The sequence below is a fragment of the Nonomuraea sp. WAC 01424 genome (assembly GCF_003947315.1).
Classification (GTDB): domain Bacteria; phylum Actinomycetota; class Actinomycetes; order Streptosporangiales; family Streptosporangiaceae; genus Nonomuraea; species Nonomuraea spiralis.
This window is the reverse complement of the sequence record NZ_QHHZ01000004.1, coordinates 98,356-117,160: the sequence shown is the minus strand read 5'-3', so window position 1 is coordinate 117,160 and position 18,805 is coordinate 98,356. Positions and strand designations below refer to the sequence as shown.

Below are 18,805 nucleotides of genomic sequence, written 5' to 3'. Positions count from 1 at the left end.
CGTCAGTACTCCAGTTTGTCGCGCCGGGTCAGCCGGAGGGTGAGCGCGGCGAAGGTGATCGTGCAGAAGAACAGGGCCACCCCGATGGCCGAGGCGTAGCCGAACTTGGCGTAGCCGAAGGCGTTGCGGTAGACCTCGTTGGCCAGCACGGTGGTGCTGTAGTCGGGGCCGCCGCGCTCGGCCGACAACACGAACACGATCGAGAACGCGTCGAAGGCGGCCACCCCGAGATAGACCCAGCCGACCTGCACGGTGTGCCGCAACAGCGGAAGGGTCACCTGGAAGAAGGACGCCGCCCGCCCGGCCCCGTCGATCTGCGCCGCCTCGTGCAGCTCCCGCGGGATGGCGGCCATGCCGGCCGAGAACAGCACGACGTAGAAGCCGACCGCCTGCCAGACCAGCACGCCCAGGATCGACCACAGGGCCAGGCCCGGGTCGGTGAGGAAGCCGACCGGTTCCAGGCCGAGCTGCATGAGCAGCCCGTTGATCACGCCGCTGCGGTCGGGCCGGAGCACCGACTGGAACATCACCGCGACGATCGTGACCGACAACACCTGCGGGAAGAAGAACACCACCCGGTAGAAGCCCGACCCGGCGATGCCGGTTCCCGGCCGCACGCCGCCCGCGTTCAGCAGGTACGCGAACAACAACGCCAGCCCGAGGGTGATGACCGGCAGCGCGGCCAGCAGGATCGCGTTGTGGCTGATCGCCTTCCAGAAGACGGGGTCGGCCAGCAGGCGCCGGAAGTTGTCCAGCCCGACGAACGCGGGCCTGGCGTCGATCCCGCGCCAGTCGGTCATCGAGATCTGGAACGCCTGCGCGTAGGGAGAGATCACGTAGACGACATAGAGCAGGACGGGTAACGCCAGGAAGGTGGCGGCGAAGCGCCGCCGTCCGTGCCGCACGGCGGGTTACCTCGAGAACTTCTTGATCGAGGAGTCCTTCTTGACGGCGTCGGCCTGGCGCTGCAGCCGTTCGGCCCACTGGACGGCGGTGATGCCGCCGGTCATGAGCTGCCCGGTGGCGGCGTCCAGCTCGGTGGCGATCTCCTTGTACCACTCGTGCACCCGCCAGTTGACCAGGCTGGTCCCGGCGGCTTCGAGCGCGGCGGCGGCGCTCTTGAGCCCTGGCCCGGCCTGCGGCGGCAGCGCCGCGCCGCGGACCGTGGTCAGCGTGCTGACCAGGCCGCTGTACTTGCCCGCGCCCTCGCGGGAGACCATCGCGCGCAGGTACTCCATGCCCGCCGCCGGGTTGCGGCTCTTGGCGGCGACGACGAAGCCGGAGCCGGGCATGGCGTGCAGGGCGGCGCCCGGCATCGCCTCGGCGGCCTCCAGCGCGGGGACGGGGAACATGGCGTAGCCGAAGTCGGCGGGGGCGACCTTCTTCTGCTCGTTCTCCAGCCAGGAGCCGTTGGGGATGACGGCGACCTCGCCGCCGTTCTGCCTGGCCTGCGACTCGGTGTGGTTGAGCCCTTCGGTGCCCTGGAGCAGGAATCCCCTGGCGTGCAGCTCACCGAACGCGGTGGCCGCCTTGGTCAGCGCGTCGGCCTTCCAGGCGCCGTCCTCCAGGTTGTCGACCCGCTGCATCACCTCGGGGCCGCCGTGCTTGACGGCCATGGTGAGGATGGCCTCCCACACGTATCCGGGGTACTTGCCGGCGTAGGCGAACGGCGCGATGCCGTCCTTCTTCATGGCGGCGCACAGGGTGAGGAACTCGTCCCAGGTGGCGGGGGCCTTCCAGCCCTTCTGGGCGAACAGCTTGGCCGAGTGCCAGAAGCCGAAGAGCATGAACACGTACGGCACGCTGTAGGGCTTGCCGTCGAAGGAGCCGGCCTCGACGGCGGCCGGCAGCAGGACGTCGCGCACCTTCGTGCCCGGGTCGTCCCAGGAGGGGGCGTCCAGGAGCGGTGTCAGGTCCTGGAGCTGGCCGGCGCGCACCAGCGCGGCCAGGTCGAGCGACTGGGCGCCGTCGTTGTTGATGACCTCGGGCGGGTTGCCGCCGACGAAGCGCGGCTGGAGGGTCCCGGAGATCTCCTTGGTGCTGGAGTGCTTGAGCCGTACCTTGGGGTGCCGGCTGAGGAAGAGCGGCTCGTGGATGGTGGTGGCGTAGGCGTCGCCGAGGCCGCCGTCGAAGATGACGACCTCCAGGGGGCCGTTCTCGTCGAGGCCGAGCGGGTTGGCGGCGCTGACGGCGCCGGTGGCGGCCGGCTTCTGGGCGGCGGGGTCGCCGGGGGTGGCGCAGGCCGCGGCCAGCAGGCCGGCCCCGGTCAGGGCGGCTCCGCGCAGGAGCTGCCGCCGGGAGAGGTGGTTCATGGTGGTACTCCTGGTTACCTGGTGGTACGGCGGATGCGCCCGTCGTACCGCTCTTCGAGGCGGCGGTTGTGCTCGTCGCCGCCCTGGACGTTCGCCGACAGGTACACCGGCGGCCGGGCCCCCGACTCCTCCATCCGGCGGGCCACCTCGGCCACGATCTGCTGGGCCAGCAGGGCGCCGGTGATGGAGGAGACGCCGCAGACGCGCCCGCCGTCGCGCAGCGGCAGGATCGCGTCCCCGTACGGCGCGCCGTTGTCGAGCACAATGTCGGCGTGATCGCGCAGACGCAGTCCCGAGGGGTGCCGGGAGGACATGCGGCCGGAGTGCTCGGCCGAGGTGACCGCGATCAGCGGATGGCCGTGCTCCTTGACCAGGGCGGCGAACTCGACGATCGAGCCGTTGACCCCGGAGTTGGAGGCGATGACGAACACGTCGCGCGGGTGTGGCGCGGCCAGCTCGTACAGGCGGGAGGCGACGGTCGGGTCGCGTTCCAGCAGCGGGTCGGACAGCACGCCGGGGTCCGCGCCGCCGAGCAGCACGAGGTCGCGCAGTTCGATGCGGTTGGCCGCGACGAGCCCGCCGGCCCGGCCGCTCAGCTCAAGCGCGAAGGCCTCGGAGTGGCCGCTGCCGAAGGCCTGCAGCACTCCTCCGGCCTCGACCGCGTCGGTGATCAACGCCGCCGCCTGGTCCACCAGCGGCGCCTGGGACGTGTTCACCTTGGTCAGGACGTCCTGGAGCGCGCTGAAATAGCCGGACGCGGAGAGGAAGGACATCGGCATCCTGTTCTGGTAGCGATGAATTTTTCTCTGTGGCCGCTAAGGTGCGGGATGCTCAGCCCTGTCGTCAAGGGGGTTCCGGTAACGAATTCGGTGTTGACTGAAGAAATGAAGATAAATTATTCTCCGTTGCGATGATGAGAGGTAGAACACCCATGCAGAGCCCGTTGGAGGGCGTCGTCGACCGGATCGCCGCCATGGCCCCGTCGATGCCGGAGGCGCAGCGTACGATCGCCGACCTGGTGCTGGCCGACCCCGGCGCGGTGGCCCGGCTGACGATCCTCGACCTGGCCGACCGGTGCGGCGTGTCGACCGGCAGCGTCACCCGGCTGTGCCGCTCGCTCGGCCTGAACGGCTACGCCGAGCTGCGCCTGGCGCTGGCCTCCGACAGCGGCCGGTCCAAGTCCGAGCCGTGGAGCGTCAGCATCGGCGCCGACGTGACCGAGGACGACGCGCTGCCGCGCATCACCGAGGTGGTCTCGGCCGCGATCGCGCAGGCGACCACCGAGACCCTGTCCGGGCTCGACCTGGAGGCGGCCGAACGCGCCTGCGCGCTTCTCGCCACAGCCCGCAGGGTGTGGGTGTTCGGCGCGGGAGGCAGCTCGACCGTGGCCTCCGAGCTGCAGCAACGGCTCTACCACGTCGGCGTGCCGGCCTGGACCTCGACCGACACGCACATCGCGCTCAGCGGCACCGCGCTGCTCGGCCCCGGCGACGTGGTGGTGGCCATCTCCCACAGCGGCCGTACCAAGGAGGCCGTCGACCTGCTCACCGAGGCGATGTCGCACGGCGCGGCGACCATCGCGATCTGCAACGATCCCGGCTCGCCGCTGGCCGCCCGCGCCGAGCTCACGCTGCTGACCAAGGTGGCCCAGACCGGGTTCCGCACCGAGGCGATGGCCGCCAGGCACGGCCAGCTCGCGGTGATCGACGTGGTGTTCATCACCGTCGCCCAGCGCACCTTCGACCAGGCCGGCGAGACCATGGCCGCGGCCCAGCAGGCCGTCCAGCCGTACAAGAACCAGGGGAGCTGATGGACCGGATCACCGACGTCCGCGTCTACGTCGCCGACTACGTCAACCTGCCGCCCGCGACGCCCGACCCGGGCGACGGCGAGGCGTTACGCCAGTGGAAACGCCGCAAGGTCGCCAGTCCCATGACCCAGCACGCCGACTTCCGCGACGACCGCATGGCCGCCATCGGGCCCAACTCCCAGCAGACCGTGGTCGTCCAGGTCGAGAGCGCCTCGGGGCACGTGGGCTTCGGCACCACCAACGGCGGCCTGGTCGTCGCCACGCTCGCCGCCCTCCACCTGGCCTACCTCGTGGAGGGGCAGAGCCCCTTCGACCACGAGCGGCTGTGGGACCGGATGTTCAACAGCACCCTGCACTACGGGCGCAAGGGCCTGGCCCTGCACGCGATCTCCGCCGTCGACCTGGCGATCTGGGACCTGCACGGCCGCATCACCCAGACCCCGGTGCACACCCTGCTCGGCGGCGCGGTGCACGACGGCGTCGACCTGTACGCGACCGGCCCGCGCCCCGAGGCCGCCCGCAAGCTCGGCTTCCGGGGCGCGAAGATCCCGCTGACCTACGCCCCCGTCGAGGGCGAGGACGGCTTCCGCGCCAACGTCTCGATCGCCGAGCAGGCCCGCCAGGCCGCCGGCCCGGACTTCCCGCTCATGTACGACTGCTGGATGTCGCTCGACGTCGACTACGCCGCCCGCCTCGGCCACGCCGTCGCCCCGCTCGGCTTCGACTGGATCGAGGAGCCGCTGCGCCCCGACGACTACGCCGCCCACCGGCGCCTGCGCGACCGCCTGCCGGCGCGAATGGCACTGGCCTCGGGCGAGCACGAGTACACCGCGGCCGGCTTCGGGCTGCTGTGCGAGTCGGGGGTGGACGTCATCCAGCCCGACCCCAACTGGTGCGGCGGCCTCACCGAGCTGCGCCGGATCTCGACGGTGGCCCGCGCGCACGGCGTACGGCTCGTCCCGCACACCGGCGGCCACTACGCCTACCACTTCATCGCCACCCGGCCCGAGACACCGCTGGCCGAGTTCGGCATGTTCGTCGGCGACTGCGACTGGCTCGTCCCGCAACATCCCCTCTGCACCGGCGAGATCTTCCCCGTCGACGGCCGGGTGCGGCTCGGCGACGCGCCCGGTTTCGGGCTGGAGCTCGACCCGTCCGTACCGTTGCGGCGGGTTTCGTGACCGTCCGGCTGGGGGTGATCGGCCTGGGGTGGTGGGCCCGGTTCGCCCATCTTCCGGCCATCGCGGCGGCTCCCGGCCTGCGCCTGACCGCCGTGTGCGACGCCGACCCGGGACGCGCCGACCCCGTACGCGCCGACCTCGGGGTACCCGTCTTCACCGACCCGGCCGAGTTGTACGCCTCCGGTCTGGTGGACGGCGTCGTCATCGCCACCCCGCACGCCACACACCACGCGCCGGCCAAAGCCGCGCTGGAGTCCGGCGTCCACGTGCTGGTCGAGAAGCCCATGACGACCAGCGCGGCCGAGGCGTGGGACCTGGTGGCCACGGCCGAGCGCACGGGGACGCACCTGTCGGTCGGCTACACCGGGCAGTACAGCGCCGCCGCTGCACGGGTGCGGCAGGCCGTACGGGAGGGGGAGATCGGCGAGCTCGTCTGCGTCAACGGCGACTTCTCCTCCGTCATGATGAACCTGCTGACCGGCACCCCCACCTACGCCGCCCCCGGCGCGGGCGGGCAGGGCCACTCGCAGCTCACCCACCTGGCCGGCGCCCTGACCAGGGTCACGGGACAGGGCGCCGAGCAGGTCTTCGCCTACATGGACCACCGCTCGCTGCCGGTCGACGTGGTCGACGCGCTCACCTTCCGCCTGGCCGGCGGCGCGGTGGGGTCCCTGACGGCGACCGGGACCGTGCCCGAGGGCCTGCCCACCCGCCAGCGCCTGCGCCTGTACGGCACGTCCGGCATGGTCGAGCACGACCTGCAGTACGGTACGGCCACCGTGCACCGGCCGGACGGCACCCGGGTCCGCCTGTCCCCCGATCCAAGCCGGCCCGCGTGGGGCAAGCACGCGCCGGTGGAGGCGTTCGGGGAGCTGATCGCGGGCCGGGGCCCGAACCACGCGCCGGGTGACGAGGCCGCCGCGGCGGTGGACCTGGTCGAGGCCGCCTACCGGTCGGCCCGTACGGGCCTCCCCGTCACCATCACCCCGGCCTTCCGCGGGTGACCGATGGCGGGGGTCCGGGGGACCTTCGCCCCTGACCAGGGGTCCGTACGGCCCGGAAGGGTGGAAGGCGGGATCCGGCCGCCGCGGCACGCGCGCCCGGACCGCCACGCCGGGAGGACGTGACCATGTGCAATTACTGTGGCTGCCGGGACTTTCCGCTGATCGGCCGCCTGTCCCAGGAACATTGGGACATCCAGGAGAGCGCGGGGGCGCTGCGCCGCGCCATCGGCGAGGCACGGCACGGCGAGGCCGTGACGCTGCTGGAGGACCTGGTGGCCCGGCTGATCCCGCACACCGACACCGAGGAGAACGGTCTGTTCGCCGAGCTGCGCGCCGAAGGGTCGCTGGCCGAGGAGGTCGAGCGGCTGTGCGCCGAGCACGCCGACATCCACGGCGTGGCCGAGGCGCTCGACCGGGCGGCGCCCGACTGGCCCGCCGTGCTGGACGCCCTGGAGCGGCTCCACCGGCACATCGACCACGAGGAGCACGGCCTGTTCCCGGCGGCCGTCATCATGTTGCCGCTCGCCGCCTGGGACCGCATCACGCCGGCCCGACACCCGGTCGGTGGCGCTCATGACGGGCATGCACCCAGCGGGTGGCGAGCCGTTCTTGTGAGGGCCCCGTCTCCCGGCTCGCCGCCCCTCGGGTGAAGCCGCCGCGATCTGTCGCGGCGGCTTTCCGCGTTCCGGCGGGGGTGGTCAGTCCTTCTGGCGGGCGCCGACCTTGAACACGCCGTGCGCGCCCGCCTCGGCCTGGCGCATCGTGTGGTCCACGATCGGGTACGTGCCCGCCTCGGGGAAGACGAGCTCGGCGAAGCCGCCCTGCGCAGGGGCCAGGTCGAGCGCCTGCGCGCCGCCGGCGTCCCGGGTGCGCAGCCGGTAGGCGCCCTCCTTGTAGACCGTGTCGAACGGCGCGCCCACCACGTGCAGCGACGTGCCGGAGCTGGGCCCGGCGGACACGGCCCAGATGCGCACCCGCTCCCCCGCCTCGGCCGTCAGCGGCGCGTGGTCGTAGCCGGCGGCGGTGCCGTTGAACATCCAGCCGTCCGGGTCGCCCTCGCGGATCTTGGCGACCTGGGCCTGGCCGCCCGGCTCGCCGAGATACAGCTCGCCCTGGACCAGCAGGTACTCGCGGTCCACCGCGGGCAGATCCGGTGGGTCGATGACGACGGCGCCGTACATGCCGTTGGCGATGTGCTGGGTCATCGGCATGGTCGAGCAGTGGTAGAGCCAGGCTCCGGCGTAGTCGGCGCGGAAGCGGTAGGTCAGCCGTTCGCCGGGCTGGATCGTGCGCATCGGGCCGTCCGGCGCGGTCGCGCCGGCGTGGAAGTCGATGCCGTGTCCCATGGTCGCGGCGTTGACGAACGTCACGACGAACACGTCCCCGACCTTGCCGCGCAGCACCGGGCCGGGCATGGTGCCGTTGAAGGTCCAGACGCGTTGCCGTACCCCGGGCGCGACCTCCTGGACGAGCCTGTCGTCGGCGCGGATCTCGACGTGGTGCTCAGTGCCGCCGGGGGCGGGCTTGAGCGTCGCGTCGTACGGCTTCCAGCCGGGCGACATGGGCGCCGCCAGGTCGAGCGGCGCGGCGGGATCGGTGCCGGTCATCGTGTGGCCGTCGTGGCCGGTGACCGATCCGGCCGGTGAGGCCGGTGGGGCCGGTGGGGCCGCGCGCGTGCCGCCGGTCGGGACCAGGCGCATGGTCATGCCCGCGGCGCGGTGCCCGGCGACCGTGCACCAGCCGTCCACGGGCGCGCCCAGCGGGGCCAGGGTCAGGGTCGCGTTCTGGCCGGGGCCCAGCAGCGGGGTGCGTTCGCCGGTCGCCAGGCGCAGGTCGTGCCGCTGGGCGTCGGCGTTGGTGACCCGCAACGTCAGTACGGTCCCCACGGGGGCCTCGATCACGGCGGGACGGATCCTCATCCCGGACAGCGTCACCTCGACCGTACGGGAGCCGGTCGCGGTGACCGTGGCGGGTGCCGTACCGCTGGTCGTGGCGGCGACGACGGCGGCGGCGGTCAGCAGACACCCGACGGCCACCCCGGCGAGCGCGGGCAACGCCCCCCGCCACCCCGCGCCCGACCGGCCGGAGCCCGCCTGCTCTCCTGGAGCCCCCGCGGCCGTCCGATGCGGGGCCGGGCGGTGGGCGCGGGTCAGGGCGGTCACGGCCAGTACGACGAAGGCCGTCGCCGCCGCCAGCACCAGCCCCCACCCCAGCAGCCTCACCGGCGGCGGCACCGGCAGCACCAGCAGCGGCACCCCGAGATTCAGCGCCACCAGCCGGACCACCCAGCCGCGCTCCAGCAGCGCCGCGTTCTCCTTGAACCGGACCGGCCCGCCGCCCAGCACCGCGGGCAGCAGGTGCAGCAGCGAGCCGAGCAGCACCTGCGCGACGAACCCGGCCAGCACCAGCGGCAGCAGCGGCGCCAGCGCGGCGGCGACCTCATGCGCCGGTCTGGTGGCCACGACCACGAGGTCGGCGGCCAGCGCCACCTCGAACCAGACGATCGCCGCCCCCAGCATCCACGCCGCGCCCGTGTGCGGCCTCCTGCGCCGCAGCGCGTCGGCCAGCGGTACGAGCACCGCCAGCCCACCGGCCGCGTACGCGACCAGCCCCGCGAACGCGACCCACCGCCAGCCGGCCAGCAGCCCGGCGACGGCGACGGCCAGCCCCGGCGCGGTCAGCCACAACCCCACCCGGGAGGCCCGGCGGGTCCGGTCCGACATACGGGTGCGCAGGACCGTCGGCCACAGCGTGAACAGGGTGCCGAGCACGGTGAGGCCGATCCAGCCGAAGACGTTCACCTGGGCGTGCGCGGCGCTCATCCGCTCGTGGACCGCGCCCTGGACGGTCTGGGCGGCCATCAGCCCGCCGAGGACGCCGCCGGTGGCGAGCGCGCAGCCGGCGGTGACGTACCAGCCGATGACGTGCCCGAACCGGCCGGGCAGCGCCGCGCGGACGAGCAGGACGAGGACGGTCGCGTGCCACCCGACCACCCCGGCCAGCAGCGCCGCGCCGGCCGCCGCCACCTGCCAGGGCCCGTACGCGACCCCGGCCAGGACCGCGATCGTGGCCGTGTTGAGCAGGGCCAGCCGGGTCAGGCTGCCCCGCTCGGACGGGCCCCGGACGCGCAGCAGCGCCACGGTGAAGTGCTCGCTCCAGATGAGGACGGCCGTGCTGACCGCGCCCAGCAGGAACACGTGGATCAGCAACCACGACGGCGCCGGCAATACGTCGCCGGCCAGTGCCACCGCGACCGTCAGGGCCAGCCAGGCGACGACGATCGCGTTCGCGCGCAGGTGCCAGGACGCGCGGGGACGTTTCGGCGGCGGCGGCAGGTCGATCGGTCTGCTGTTTTCTATGCGGATATCGACCGGCATTCCGGACACCTTCCTTTCGCGGCCGGAGAGCGTCAGCACGATCGCGCATCCGGCGAACATCAGCAGAGCGAGGGCCGCCAGCACGCCGCCCAGCGTGCGTACGGGCCCGGCGGAGGCCAGGTCCCCGGCCACGCGGACCGCCACGGCCGCGTGCAGCACCGCCGGGGACGCGTACAGGACGGGCCGGTACGGCAGCCGCACCCGCAGCAGCGCGGGCAGGATCACCGGGGCGTGCGCGAAGACCATGGACATGACGAAACCGAGGAAGAGCGCGTGCAGCCCGGCGTCGTACAGGAACGGCCCGGACACCGCCGCGGCCCCCGGTCCGGAGGCCGGTCCAGTGGTCGGTGCGGTGGTCGGTGCGGTGGTCAGTGCGGTGGTCGCCCACAGGAGTCCGGCCACGGCCAGCCAGGCGTATCCGGCCAGCAGGCAGAAGGCCGCGTACCGGGGCAGGCCGGAACCGCGTACCGTGCGGCGGGCCACGTCGTGGACGGCGAGCCATCCGGCGACCGCCGCCATCCCGACCCCGGCCGTACGCACGCCCGCGCCCGGGAACACGAGGGACACGGCGGCGCCCGCGCCGACCACCCCGGCCGCCACAGGAACGTCTCGCGGGACCGTCGGCGGCCGAGCAACGCCACGTAGATGCCCACCAGCCAGCCGCCGGCGGCGGTCATCGCGACCTGGCCCGCCCGCTCGGCGCCCACGGCCAGGGCGAACGCGCCCGGCACCGGAAGGCCGGCGACCAGCAGCGCCAGCCCGCCGTGGATCCCGGCGGCGAGCGCGACCCCGGCCCCGGCCACCAGCGGCAACCGCCGCCACGCCACCCCCTGCTCCCCAGGAGCCCGAACGGGGGTCTGGACGGGGGGCCGGGTGTCGGGTGGGTGGGTCAGGCATGTCGGCGGCCTCGGCGGTCGAGGACTTCGTAGACCGGGCGGCGGGGGACGCGCGGGACCGGTGGGCCGTAGCCGAACCTGATCAGCATCTGCACGTGCCCGAACGGTCCCGCCTTGTCACCGCGGTGCTGCGGCGGGCGCAGGTCGAGCGGCTGGCTGAACATCGAGGCGGCCACGCCGTGCGCGGTGGCGGTGAGCAGGACGCGCTGCAACGCCTGCCCGGCACGCAGCCAGTCGCCCGGACCGTCCCCACGGGTGAACAGGGCGGCCAGCTGCGGATCCGCCTCGAAGTCCGCGACCTCTCCCCTCGTCCCGGGAGCACCGTCGTGGAAGGGGGTGGTGGGGGTGGCCGCGGGTGGGGTGCCGTTCCGGAGGGGGGTGGTGGTGAAGTCGCGCATGGGAAGGGTGGCCATTCGGGGGCGGGGGCCGGCCGCGTGGCCGGGGACGCCGTCGGGGCCACTCTCGGAACGGGTCCAGCGGGCCAGCTCGGCGCGGTACGCCGGGTCGGCCGTCAGCGTGTCGTCGGCCTCGGCGACCATGTCCAGCACGCGCCTGGCCGTCCCGCCCTTGACCAGGAGCAGCGTGGCGCCCTCGTCGTGGGCGGCGTTGACCAGGTCGACCAGGACGTTCCTGGGCAGCGGGCGCCCGTCGAAGGGAAAGCGGTTGGTACGCCGGTGCGGGATCATGTCGTGCAGCAGCCGCTCGACCGCGCTGGGCGGGCCGCCGGACGCCGCGCGTACGGTCGCCAGCAGCTCGGGCCGGTCGGCGGGGTCGGGCAGCGGCAGGACGCGCGGGTCGTGCCCGGTCATCCGGACCGCCAGCCGCAGGTTGAACAGCGCGGCCCCGCAGCTGATGCCGAGCCCGCGCCCGAGGGGGTCGGTGACGGTGAGCAGCCGGTCGAGGTCGGCGTACAGCTCGACGGTGGTGTCGTCGACGCGGCGGAAGCGCCATGGCTGGGTGTTGTGCACCGAGGGCGCCGCGACGGCGGCGGCGACGACCCGGCGCAGGCCGGCACGCGAGGCGAAGGGCATGTCTCCACGATGTCGCGGCGGCCGTGCGCCCGGCAGGGACGAAAGTCCCTTCCCGTACGTCCGATCGGCCATGATCAGGTGGCGGGCAGCGCGGCGGCCAGCAGGACGACGCCGATCGAGCCGACCAGCGCGCCGACCGCCATCGTCCGGGCGAACCCGGCCCGGCCCGAGGCACTGGCCCAGCCGTGCAGGCCGGCGGCGGCCATGACCGCGCAGAACAGCAGCAGTTTGGCGGCCAGGATGCGCCCGTAGCCGGGCTCGGCCAGGGAGGCCCAGGTGACGCCCTTGTGCCAGGCGATGGCGACGCCGGTGGCGAGCTGGAGGGGCAGGAAGAGCGCGCCGGTGAGCATTCCGAAGCGGCGTCCGACGGCGTTGAGCATCTCGGCGCGCCGGCTCTCGTCGAGCAGGCGCCGGGCCAGGGGCAGCACCACGAGGGAGACCGCGAGCTGGCCGCCGACCCACAGCGCGGCCCCGAGCACGTGCAGGAAGCGCACCACCGACCACCAGGTCATCGCGCGCCCGCCCGGTCCGCCGGGGCCTGGCGGGGGATGCCGGTGGCTCCCAGGTGGAGCCGGGCGTAGAAGTCCTCGATGGCGGCCAGGGTGCTGTTGATCGTGCTGGGGGCGTAACGGCCGCCGAGCTCGCCGTGGTAGGCGTGCGCGGTGCGTACGGCGACGATCGTGTCGGCCAGCGGTTCGCGGGCGAGCAACCCTTGGTCCGAGGCCGAGGCGACCCAGGTCAGGTAGCGGCCGACGCGGCGCAGGTAGCTGGCCCTGCTGGAGGCGGCCAGCGGCGAGCCGGCCAGCGCGGCGGCGTACGCGGCCAGCATGGTGTCGTAGGGTGCGGCCAGCCCGCGGGCCGCCCTTCTCTCATACATGGGCGGCCAGTTCCTGCTGGTAGGGGAAGCTGCCCGGCTCGTAGGCGCACCAGGGCTCCTCGCCGAGCACGTCGCCGGAGCAGGCGTAGGCGCGGGAGCGGGAGCCGCCGCAGATCGTCCGGAACTCGCACGCCCCGCACCGGCCGCCCAGCCGGTCGGCGTCGCGGAGGGCGGTGAACAGCGGCGCCGACCGGTAGATCTCGGTCAGGGGCCGGTCGCGCACGTTCCCGGCGTCCACCGGCAGGAAGCCCGACGGGTGCACGGACCCGGTGTGGGAGACGAAGACGAAGCCACGTCCGGCGTTGACGTCGACGGGCGGGCGGCGGGTGCGTCGTTCCTCGACCAGCCCGGCCTGCTCGGCGCGGAGCCGCAGGGTGCGGTAGAGCGGGCCGAGCCGGAGCGCGTCGGCGTGGTCCACGCCGTGTCCGTCCAGGACGAGCCGCTGTACGGCGACCCGGCGGAAGTGGTGGGCCTCGGTGGTCTTGACCGGGATCGCCGTGCCGACGTCGTGCAGGAAGTGCAGGACGTCCTCGGTCTCCTGCGGGGTCAGCGCCGACAGGTCGCGGCCCCGGCCGGTGGGCACGAGGAAGAACACGCTCCACAGCAGCGCGCCCTCGTCGCGTACCAGGGTGGCGATGTCCGGCAGGGAGGCCAGGTTGTGGCGGGTCACGGTGGTGTTGATCTGCACCTTGAGCCCGGCCTCGCGGGCCGCCCGCCAGGCCCGCAGCGTACGGGTGAACACGCCGTCGTACCCCCGGAAGGCGTCGTGGACGGGGGCGGTCGCGCCGTCGAGGCTGAGCGAGACGGCGGCGGCCCCGGCCTCGCGCAGGCCGGCCAGGTTCGCCGGCGTGAGGGCCGGGGTGGCCGACGGGGACACGGCGGGGGCCAGGCCGTGGGCGCGGGCGTACCGGACCAGGTCGAGCAGGTCGGGCCGCTCGAACGGGTCGCCGCCGGTGATCACGAACAGCGGCGGCGGCGTGGCGAAGGCGGCCACCTGGCGCATGAGCCCGTGGGCCTCCTCGGTGGTCAGCTCCAGCGGGTGCCGGTCGCGTACGGCCTCGGCACGGCAGTGCAGGCAGGCCAGCGGGCAGGCCCGGGTGGCCTCCCAGATCACGATGAACGGGCTCGCGGCGACGTCGCGCCGGATGCGGCGCAGCGGCCGCCGCCCGGGTGGTGCGGTCATGCGGGTGCTCCTCGCAGGATGTGGTCCACGACGTCGGCGGCCGAGTGGTCGTCGGGCAGGCCGTCCAGGAAGTCGAGGTCCTGGCCCAGGGTGAGCAGGGCGGGCTCGTGGTATCCGTCGGCGCGGCGCTGGCCCAGGCCGATGGCGGCGGTCAGCCCGTTGCACAGGCACTGGCGGCCTTCGGCCTCCTCGGCGGGCCGGCCCTTGCGGGCGTAGGTGTCGACGGGTTCGGCGGGACAGCGGTAGCCGATCGAGCCGCCGGTCCGGACGTACGGGGTGCGCAGGTAGCCGAGGTCGCACAGCCGGGGGCGCCGTTCGTGCAGCTCGGGCTCCGACAGCGTGCCGGGCACGCGCGCGACCTTGAACGGGAAGCCGGTCGGCGAGGCGCGCGGGTCGTTGCGGACCTCAAGCGCGCCGTCGCGGGCCCGGCGCAGCAGGCTGCGCCTGTGGTCGTCGTCGAGGCCGGACTCCCGGCACAGCGCGAACGCCGACCCGACCTGGATGCCGGTGGCCCCGGCGGCCCGCGCCCGGTCCGCCCCGCCGGGGGTGGCGTAGCCGCCGGCCAGCCAGAACGGCAGCCCGAGCGCGGCGACCTTGCCGGTGTCGGCCTCGTCGCGCGGCCCGTAGACGGGCTCGCCGCCCTCGTCCAGGCGCAGCCGTCCGCGCGGCGGCGCGCTGTGCCCGCCGGCCACCGGCGTCTCCAGCACGAACCCGTCGGGCCTGGTGGCGGGCGAACGGGCCAGGTAGACGGCCAGCACGTGGGAGGAGACGATCGCCAGCAGCCGGGGACGCCGCAGCGGCCGGGCGGGCGCGGGCCACAGCGCGGCCGGGTCGAGCCCGGTCGTGTGCCGGGCGTCGCCGGCCTCGGCCACGGCGACGGAGATCTCGGCCGGGCGGTGCGCGGCGAAGGCGTCGAGCAGCGCCGGGATCTCGGCCGGGATGCCGGCGCCCATCAGCACGTAGTCGACGCCGGCCAGCATCGCCCCGTAGGCGGCGGCCGGCGTGGCGAGCTGGATCTTCTCCAGGTAGTTGACGCCGACCGGCCCGTCGTGGCCCTGCTTGGCCAGGAACACCTCGGCGAAGTTGGCGACCACGGCCAGCTCGTCGCGGGCCGGGCTGGGCCGCAGCCCGAGCCGGGGCACCGGCCGGTACGGCGTCCCCGGCGCGATCCCGCCGGGCACGAAGTAGCGTCCGAGCACGCGTTCGGCGATCGCCGGGATCGGGAAGCAGGCCAGCGCCCGGCGCAGGTCGCCGCCCGGGTCGCCGAGTTGCAGGCGGCGGGCCAGGGTGACGTCCAGGGCGGTGCCGGACACCACACCCATCTGCCCGGTACGGGCGACCGCGCGGGCCAGCCGCCACCCCGACACCCCGACGCCCATGCCGCCCTGGATCAGGACGGGGAGCCGGGCCTCAGACACGCCGCGCCCGCAGCGTCCCGGCCCACGTCAGCACGTCGGCGTTGATCTCCCTGGCCACCTCGCGGGTGGCCAGGATGTGCACGACGTCGTCCTCGGGCAGCGTCTCCACCATCAGGGACAGGCCGTCGCAGTCGCTGAGGTGCGGCAGGATCTCCCGTACCAGCGCGATGCCCCAGGCGGCCTGGTTCTCGCCGATCGTTCCCAGGGTGTCCACCTCGGCCGTCTCGGCCAGTTCGGCCAGCTCGCGGATGTTGCGGATCGTGTCGTCGTGGTCGCTGAGCAGTTTGTCCATGTAATGCGCGCCGAAAACCGGTTTCAGGCCGGGGTACATGGCCTCTTCCTCGTAGCGGAAGTGGGGCCCGATCGCCGCCGACAGGGCCTCCACCAGTTTCCTGACCTGCGCCGCGTCGCCGCCGGTGAAGGCGTCGATCAGCGCGAGCAGCAGGTCCCTGACCTCGCGGTGCTCGGCGTGGAAGGTCTCGGTGAAGTGATGGGCGATGGACAGCACACAGTCCTCCAGCTGTGTCGTTCCGGACGGTCGCACGGGTGGCCGTCCCGTCACTCGGCGAGTGTGGCGCCGGTGGCCAGCAGGGCGGCGCCGGTGGCGGTGAGCAGGTCGCCCAGGCCGACGACCAGGGTGCTGAGCTGCCAGGCCTGGTAGGCGTTGAGCAGGGAGGCGCGCAACATCTGGCCGGTGAAGGCGGTGCGCCGCAGCTCCTCCAGCTTCTCGTCCGCGCCGCCCGCGGCGAACAGGTCGGCGCTGACCTGCGCGTACGTCCGGCCGCCGGTGGCCGTCAGGACGTTGCGCCCGATCACCTCGGCGTACGCGCGGGCCTGCGGGCCGGTCAGGACCGTACGGCCGTGGTGGGGGGCCAGCTCGGCGGGCAGCCCCTTGCCGGGGAAGGTGATGTCCTGGCGGCGCAGTTCCGCCCGGATCTCGCCGCGTGCCTGGATCCCGCGGGCGGCCATGACGGGCCCGGCCGTCACCATCGCGGCGCCGGCCGCGCCCAGCAGCGCCCTGGCCGCGCCTCGGACAACGCTCATGTCATGCTCCTTGTCGGGTGAACACCTGGCGGGCCGTCAGCCGGCGGCGAGCCACAGGTCGGGGCCGAAGACCTCGTAGTGCACGTCGCGCGCGGCCACGCCGGCCCTGAGCAGCGCGGCGCGGGCCTCGCGCATGAACGGCAGCGGGCCGCACAGATAGGCGACCGCGCCCGCCGGGATCTCGACGCCGTCCAGGTCCATCAGGCCGCCGCGGTCGGGGCCCTCGGCGTCCTGCTCGTACCAGAAGTGGTGCTCGGGGGCCAGCCGGGCCATGTCCTCGCGCAGCGCGTGCCGGTCGGGCGAACGGTCGGCGTGCAGGGTCAGGACGCGGCGGCCGGAGCCGGTGGCGGCGAGGTGGTCGAGCATGGCGACCATGGGCGTGCAGCCGATGCCGGCGCTGACCAGCACCAGCGGCGCCTGGGAGTCGTCCAGCGTGACGTCGCCGAAGGGCGCCGACAGCGTGAGCTCGTCGCCCGCGCGAACGGTGGCGTGCAGCAGCGTGGACACCTCGCCGGCGGGGTCGTCGTCCACGCGCTTGACGGTGATCCTGCGGGCGCCGCCGCCGGCGTTGGACAGCGTGTACTGGCGGAGCTGGCGTACGCCGTCGGGCATCTCGACCTGGACGCTGACGTACTGGCCGGGGCGGGCGGGCGGGGGCGGCTCGTCGCCGACCGGGGTGAGCAGGAAGGAGACGACGTCGGGCGTCTCGTCGCGGCCGGCCGCCACGCGCCAGCGCCGCCAGGTGCTCCCCTCGTTCGCGCCGGCGTCGGCGTAGATGCGGGCCTCCATGGCGATCAGCGCGCCGGCCATCAGCCAGTAGACCTCGTCCCAGGCGGCGGCCACCTCGGGGGTGACCGCGTCGCCCAGCACCTCGGCGATCGCGCCGAACAGGTACTTGTGCACGATCACGTACTGGTCGTCCGTCACGCCGACCGCGGTGTGCTTGTGCGCGATACGCGCGAGCAGGTCGTCGGGGCGCTCGTCGGGGTGTTCCAGAAGCATGGTGGCGAAGGCGGCGATCGAGCCGGCCAACGCCCTGCGCTGCTCGCCGCTGGCCTGGTTGCCCCGGTTGAACAGGCCGTCGAGCAACTCCGGCCGGTCGGCGAACATCGTCGCGTAGAACCGCTCGGTGATGGCGTCGAGGGAGGCGCCGACGACGGGAAGCGTGGCGCGGACGACGGCGGCGGATTCCGCGGACAACATGTGACCTCCAGGGGAAGAGACCCGCACAGTGCGGGCGAATTCAGGCTAGGAGCGCGGGTGGTGCCGTTCACCGGGGCGAACGTCCGCACTTGGAGGGCCGAAAGTCCCGGACAGGACATCCGGGCGGGAGCGGTTGCGGGCCGCCCGGCGGGGAAGATGGGACTTTCGTCCCTGCCGCGGGCGGGGTCCGGCCAGGGATCCTGGAGACCATGCAACTCGACTCGTCCGGACTTCAGGTGCTCTCCGAACAGGAGTGCTTCCTGCTGCTGTCCTCGGTGCCGATCGGGCGGATCGTGTTCACCGATCGTGCCCTGCCGGCCGTCCAGCCGGTCAACTTCTGCCTCGACGGCCGTTTCATCGTGATCCGTACGGCGACCGGGTCGAAGCTGGCCGCCGCGACCCGGCATGCCGTGGTGGCCTTCGAGGCCGACGAGTTCGACGCGGCCATGCGTACCGGCTGGTCGGTCACGGCGGTGGGGCACGCGCGGGAGGTGAGCGACGCCGCCGAGCTCGACCGGCTGGCCCGGCTGCCGCTGACGACGTGGGCGCCGGGCAACCGGGACCACTACATCGTGATCGAGGCCGAGCAGATCTCCGGCCGCCGCATCGCCGCGGTGACCGCCGGCGCGTGAGGGTGACGCGCCGCCCCCGCCCCGGGGGCGGCGCGCCCGGTCAAGCCTCGCGCGCCGTGGTGACCAGGCCGTAGTCCCCGTCGTCGCGGCGGTAGAGCAGGCAACCCGCGCCGGTGCCGGAATCGGCGAAGAACACGAACGCGAAACCGGTCAGCTCCAGCCGGTCGACGGCCTGCGCGACGGTGAGCCGGGCGGCGGGCAGCGGGCTGACCGAGATGTCCGCGCAGGTCGGGGCCGGCAGGTCCGGGCGGGGTTCGAGCTGGGCGAGCCGGTAGCCGTCGTCGGTGCGGTAGATCACGCTGTCCTGGCCCGTCGCGGTCTCGGTGAACAGCAGGAAGTCGTAGTCGAGGTCCTCCATGTCCACCGCCGCCTCATCGGGCACGGCGCGGGCCGCGGTGAGGGTCCGGACGATCCGGTGCTCGACGGCGGGCCGGGCCGGGTGCTGCGGCCGGGGGTGGCGTCCGCGCCGGTTCTCCCAGTCCCTGGTGCTCTCCAGCAGGCGCGCCCGCAGCCGGTCGCCCAGCAGGTGGATGGCCGCGCGGGTGGAGTCGGCGCCGGCCCTGGCCCTGATGAGCCGGCCCTGGACGTCCAGGACGGCCTCGGCCGTACGCCGTTCGCCCGCGGGCCGCGGGGTGGCGGCGAGCTTGACCGTCGCGCCCAGGACCGGCTCGTGGGCGAGCTTGGTCAGGTCGGCCACGGTGTGCCTGGCACGCCGTACGTCCGCCGACCGCACGCCGCCGCCGCGGATCCTGACCTGCACGTCGTCGGCGTCAAGGGCGATGGGCCTGTGCCTCATTCGTGAACACCTTCTTCGCATCCGGTGGTGATGACCCAAGC

18 protein-coding genes are annotated in these 18,805 nt (G+C 73.9%); 5 read left to right on the top strand and 13 right to left on the bottom strand.

Annotated features, from left to right (window positions below):
* Positions 1-2: 2 nt before the first annotated feature.
* The 3 genes from DMB42_RS12855 to DMB42_RS12845 are packed head-to-tail and all read right to left on the bottom strand — an operon-like array spanning position 3 to position 3,085.
* On the bottom strand, positions 3-905 hold the full coding sequence (locus DMB42_RS12855; protein ID WP_125634089.1) for a carbohydrate ABC transporter permease: 903 nt from the start codon (positions 903-905) through the stop codon (positions 3-5).
* Between the two features lie 6 nt (positions 906-911).
* Positions 912-2,312, bottom strand: coding sequence for an N-acetylglucosamine/diacetylchitobiose ABC transporter substrate-binding protein (gene ngcE / locus DMB42_RS12850; RefSeq protein WP_125634087.1), 1,401 nt, complete (start codon positions 2,310-2,312; stop codon positions 912-914).
* 14 nt (positions 2,313-2,326) lie between these two features.
* Positions 2,327-3,085 (bottom strand): sugar isomerase domain-containing protein, encoded by a 759-nt coding sequence (locus tag DMB42_RS12845; RefSeq protein ID WP_125634085.1) that lies wholly within the window; start codon positions 3,083-3,085, stop codon positions 2,327-2,329.
* Positions 3,086-3,243: 158 nt separating this feature from the next.
* On the opposite strand from DMB42_RS12845, the gene DMB42_RS12840 reads away from it, so the two are divergent.
* The 4 genes from DMB42_RS12840 (at position 3,244) to DMB42_RS12825 (ending at position 6,957) form a co-directional block, all read left to right on the top strand.
* Positions 3,244-4,122 (top strand): MurR/RpiR family transcriptional regulator, encoded by an 879-nt coding sequence (locus DMB42_RS12840; protein ID WP_185844618.1) that lies wholly within the window; start codon positions 3,244-3,246, stop codon positions 4,120-4,122.
* Positions 4,122-5,303, top strand: a complete 1,182-nt coding sequence (rhmD, locus tag DMB42_RS12835; RefSeq protein ID WP_125634081.1) for an L-rhamnonate dehydratase — start codon at positions 4,122-4,124, stop codon at positions 5,301-5,303. The genes DMB42_RS12840 and rhmD overlap by 1 nt, the downstream gene beginning before the upstream one ends.
* Positions 5,300-6,307: a Gfo/Idh/MocA family protein gene (locus DMB42_RS12830; protein WP_185844617.1), complete on the top strand. Its 1,008-nt coding sequence runs from the start codon at positions 5,300-5,302 to the stop codon at positions 6,305-6,307. The genes rhmD and DMB42_RS12830 overlap by 4 nt, the downstream gene beginning before the upstream one ends.
* Positions 6,308-6,432: 125 nt before the next feature.
* On the top strand, positions 6,433-6,957 hold the full coding sequence (locus DMB42_RS12825) for a hemerythrin domain-containing protein (protein ID WP_125634077.1): 525 nt from the start codon (positions 6,433-6,435) through the stop codon (positions 6,955-6,957).
* Positions 6,958-7,005: 48 nt separating this feature from the next.
* On the opposite strand, the gene DMB42_RS12820 is transcribed toward DMB42_RS12825, so the two are convergent.
* The 9 genes from DMB42_RS12820 to DMB42_RS12780 all read right to left on the bottom strand — a co-directional run bounded on the left by DMB42_RS12820 (position 7,006) and on the right by DMB42_RS12780 (position 17,336).
* On the bottom strand, positions 7,006-10,284 hold the full coding sequence (locus tag DMB42_RS12820; RefSeq protein ID WP_260477660.1) for a multicopper oxidase domain-containing protein: 3,279 nt from the start codon (positions 10,282-10,284) through the stop codon (positions 7,006-7,008).
* Positions 10,285-10,573: 289 nt separating this feature from the next.
* Entirely contained in the window at positions 10,574-11,611 is a 1,038-nt protein-coding gene (locus DMB42_RS12815) for an Acg family FMN-binding oxidoreductase (RefSeq protein WP_125634075.1), read from the bottom strand.
* 74 nt (positions 11,612-11,685) lie between these two features.
* Positions 11,686-12,123, bottom strand: coding sequence for a hypothetical protein (locus DMB42_RS12810; RefSeq protein WP_125634073.1), 438 nt, complete (start codon positions 12,121-12,123; stop codon positions 11,686-11,688).
* Positions 12,120-12,488, bottom strand: coding sequence for a hypothetical protein (locus DMB42_RS53145; RefSeq protein WP_185844616.1), 369 nt, complete (start codon positions 12,486-12,488; stop codon positions 12,120-12,122). Before DMB42_RS53145 ends, DMB42_RS12810 begins: the two co-directional genes overlap by 4 nt.
* The gene (locus DMB42_RS12800; RefSeq protein WP_125634071.1) at positions 12,481-13,671 is read right to left on the bottom strand and encodes a TIGR04053 family radical SAM/SPASM domain-containing protein; all 1,191 of its coding nucleotides are present in this window, start codon (positions 13,669-13,671) and stop codon (positions 12,481-12,483) included. The genes DMB42_RS53145 and DMB42_RS12800 overlap by 8 nt, the downstream gene beginning before the upstream one ends.
* Positions 13,668-15,089 (bottom strand): nitronate monooxygenase, encoded by a 1,422-nt coding sequence (locus DMB42_RS12795; RefSeq protein ID WP_221762119.1) that lies wholly within the window; start codon positions 15,087-15,089, stop codon positions 13,668-13,670. The genes DMB42_RS12800 and DMB42_RS12795 overlap by 4 nt, the downstream gene beginning before the upstream one ends.
* Positions 15,082-15,597: a hemerythrin domain-containing protein gene (locus tag DMB42_RS12790; protein WP_185844615.1), complete on the bottom strand. Its 516-nt coding sequence runs from the start codon at positions 15,595-15,597 to the stop codon at positions 15,082-15,084. Before DMB42_RS12790 ends, DMB42_RS12795 begins: the two co-directional genes overlap by 8 nt.
* Before the next feature lie 50 nt (positions 15,598-15,647).
* Positions 15,648-16,133 (bottom strand): hypothetical protein, encoded by a 486-nt coding sequence (locus DMB42_RS12785; protein WP_125634067.1) that lies wholly within the window; start codon positions 16,131-16,133, stop codon positions 15,648-15,650.
* A 36-nt stretch (positions 16,134-16,169) separates the two neighbouring features.
* Positions 16,170-17,336, bottom strand: a complete 1,167-nt coding sequence (locus DMB42_RS12780) for a globin domain-containing protein (protein WP_125634065.1) — start codon at positions 17,334-17,336, stop codon at positions 16,170-16,172.
* A gap of 209 nt (positions 17,337-17,545) precedes the next feature.
* Between DMB42_RS12780 and DMB42_RS12775 the strand changes: the two genes are divergently transcribed.
* Positions 17,546-17,968 (top strand): pyridoxamine 5'-phosphate oxidase family protein, encoded by a 423-nt coding sequence (locus DMB42_RS12775; protein WP_125634063.1) that lies wholly within the window; start codon positions 17,546-17,548, stop codon positions 17,966-17,968.
* 40 nt (positions 17,969-18,008) lie between these two features.
* Here the strand turns inward: DMB42_RS12775 and DMB42_RS12770 are convergent, their stop codons facing one another.
* On the bottom strand, positions 18,009-18,764 hold the full coding sequence (locus tag DMB42_RS12770; RefSeq protein WP_260477659.1) for a sigma 54 modulation/S30EA ribosomal C-terminal domain-containing protein: 756 nt from the start codon (positions 18,762-18,764) through the stop codon (positions 18,009-18,011).
* Positions 18,765-18,805 lie beyond the last annotated feature (41 nt).

Bases quoted from the DNA above. Each gene is read 5' to 3' on its own strand.
- DMB42_RS12825 (WP_125634077.1), top strand. From the start codon at position 6,433: ATGTGCAATTACTGTGGCTGCCGGGACTTTCCGCTGATCGGCCGCCTG.
- DMB42_RS12785 (WP_125634067.1), bottom strand. From the start codon at position 16,133: ATGAGCGTTGTCCGAGGCGCGGCCAGGGCGCTGCTGGGCGCGGCCGGC.
- DMB42_RS12815 (WP_125634075.1), bottom strand. From the start codon at position 11,611: ATGCCCTTCGCCTCGCGTGCCGGCCTGCGCCGGGTCGTCGCCGCCGCC.
- rhmD (WP_125634081.1), top strand. From the start codon at position 4,122: ATGGACCGGATCACCGACGTCCGCGTCTACGTCGCCGACTACGTCAAC.
- DMB42_RS12845 (WP_125634085.1), bottom strand. From the start codon at position 3,085: ATGTCCTTCCTCTCCGCGTCCGGCTATTTCAGCGCGCTCCAGGACGTC.
- DMB42_RS12775 (WP_125634063.1), top strand. From the start codon at position 17,546: ATGCAACTCGACTCGTCCGGACTTCAGGTGCTCTCCGAACAGGAGTGC.
- DMB42_RS12770 (WP_260477659.1), bottom strand. From the start codon at position 18,764: ATGAGGCACAGGCCCATCGCCCTTGACGCCGACGACGTGCAGGTCAGG.
- DMB42_RS53145 (WP_185844616.1), bottom strand. From the start codon at position 12,488: ATGTATGAGAGAAGGGCGGCCCGCGGGCTGGCCGCACCCTACGACACC.
- DMB42_RS12800 (WP_125634071.1), bottom strand. From the start codon at position 13,671: ATGACCGCACCACCCGGGCGGCGGCCGCTGCGCCGCATCCGGCGCGAC.
- DMB42_RS12780 (WP_125634065.1), bottom strand. From the start codon at position 17,336: ATGTTGTCCGCGGAATCCGCCGCCGTCGTCCGCGCCACGCTTCCCGTC.
- DMB42_RS12810 (WP_125634073.1), bottom strand. From the start codon at position 12,123: ATGACCTGGTGGTCGGTGGTGCGCTTCCTGCACGTGCTCGGGGCCGCG.
- ngcE (WP_125634087.1), bottom strand. From the start codon at position 2,312: ATGAACCACCTCTCCCGGCGGCAGCTCCTGCGCGGAGCCGCCCTGACC.
- DMB42_RS12840 (WP_185844618.1), top strand. From the start codon at position 3,244: ATGCAGAGCCCGTTGGAGGGCGTCGTCGACCGGATCGCCGCCATGGCC.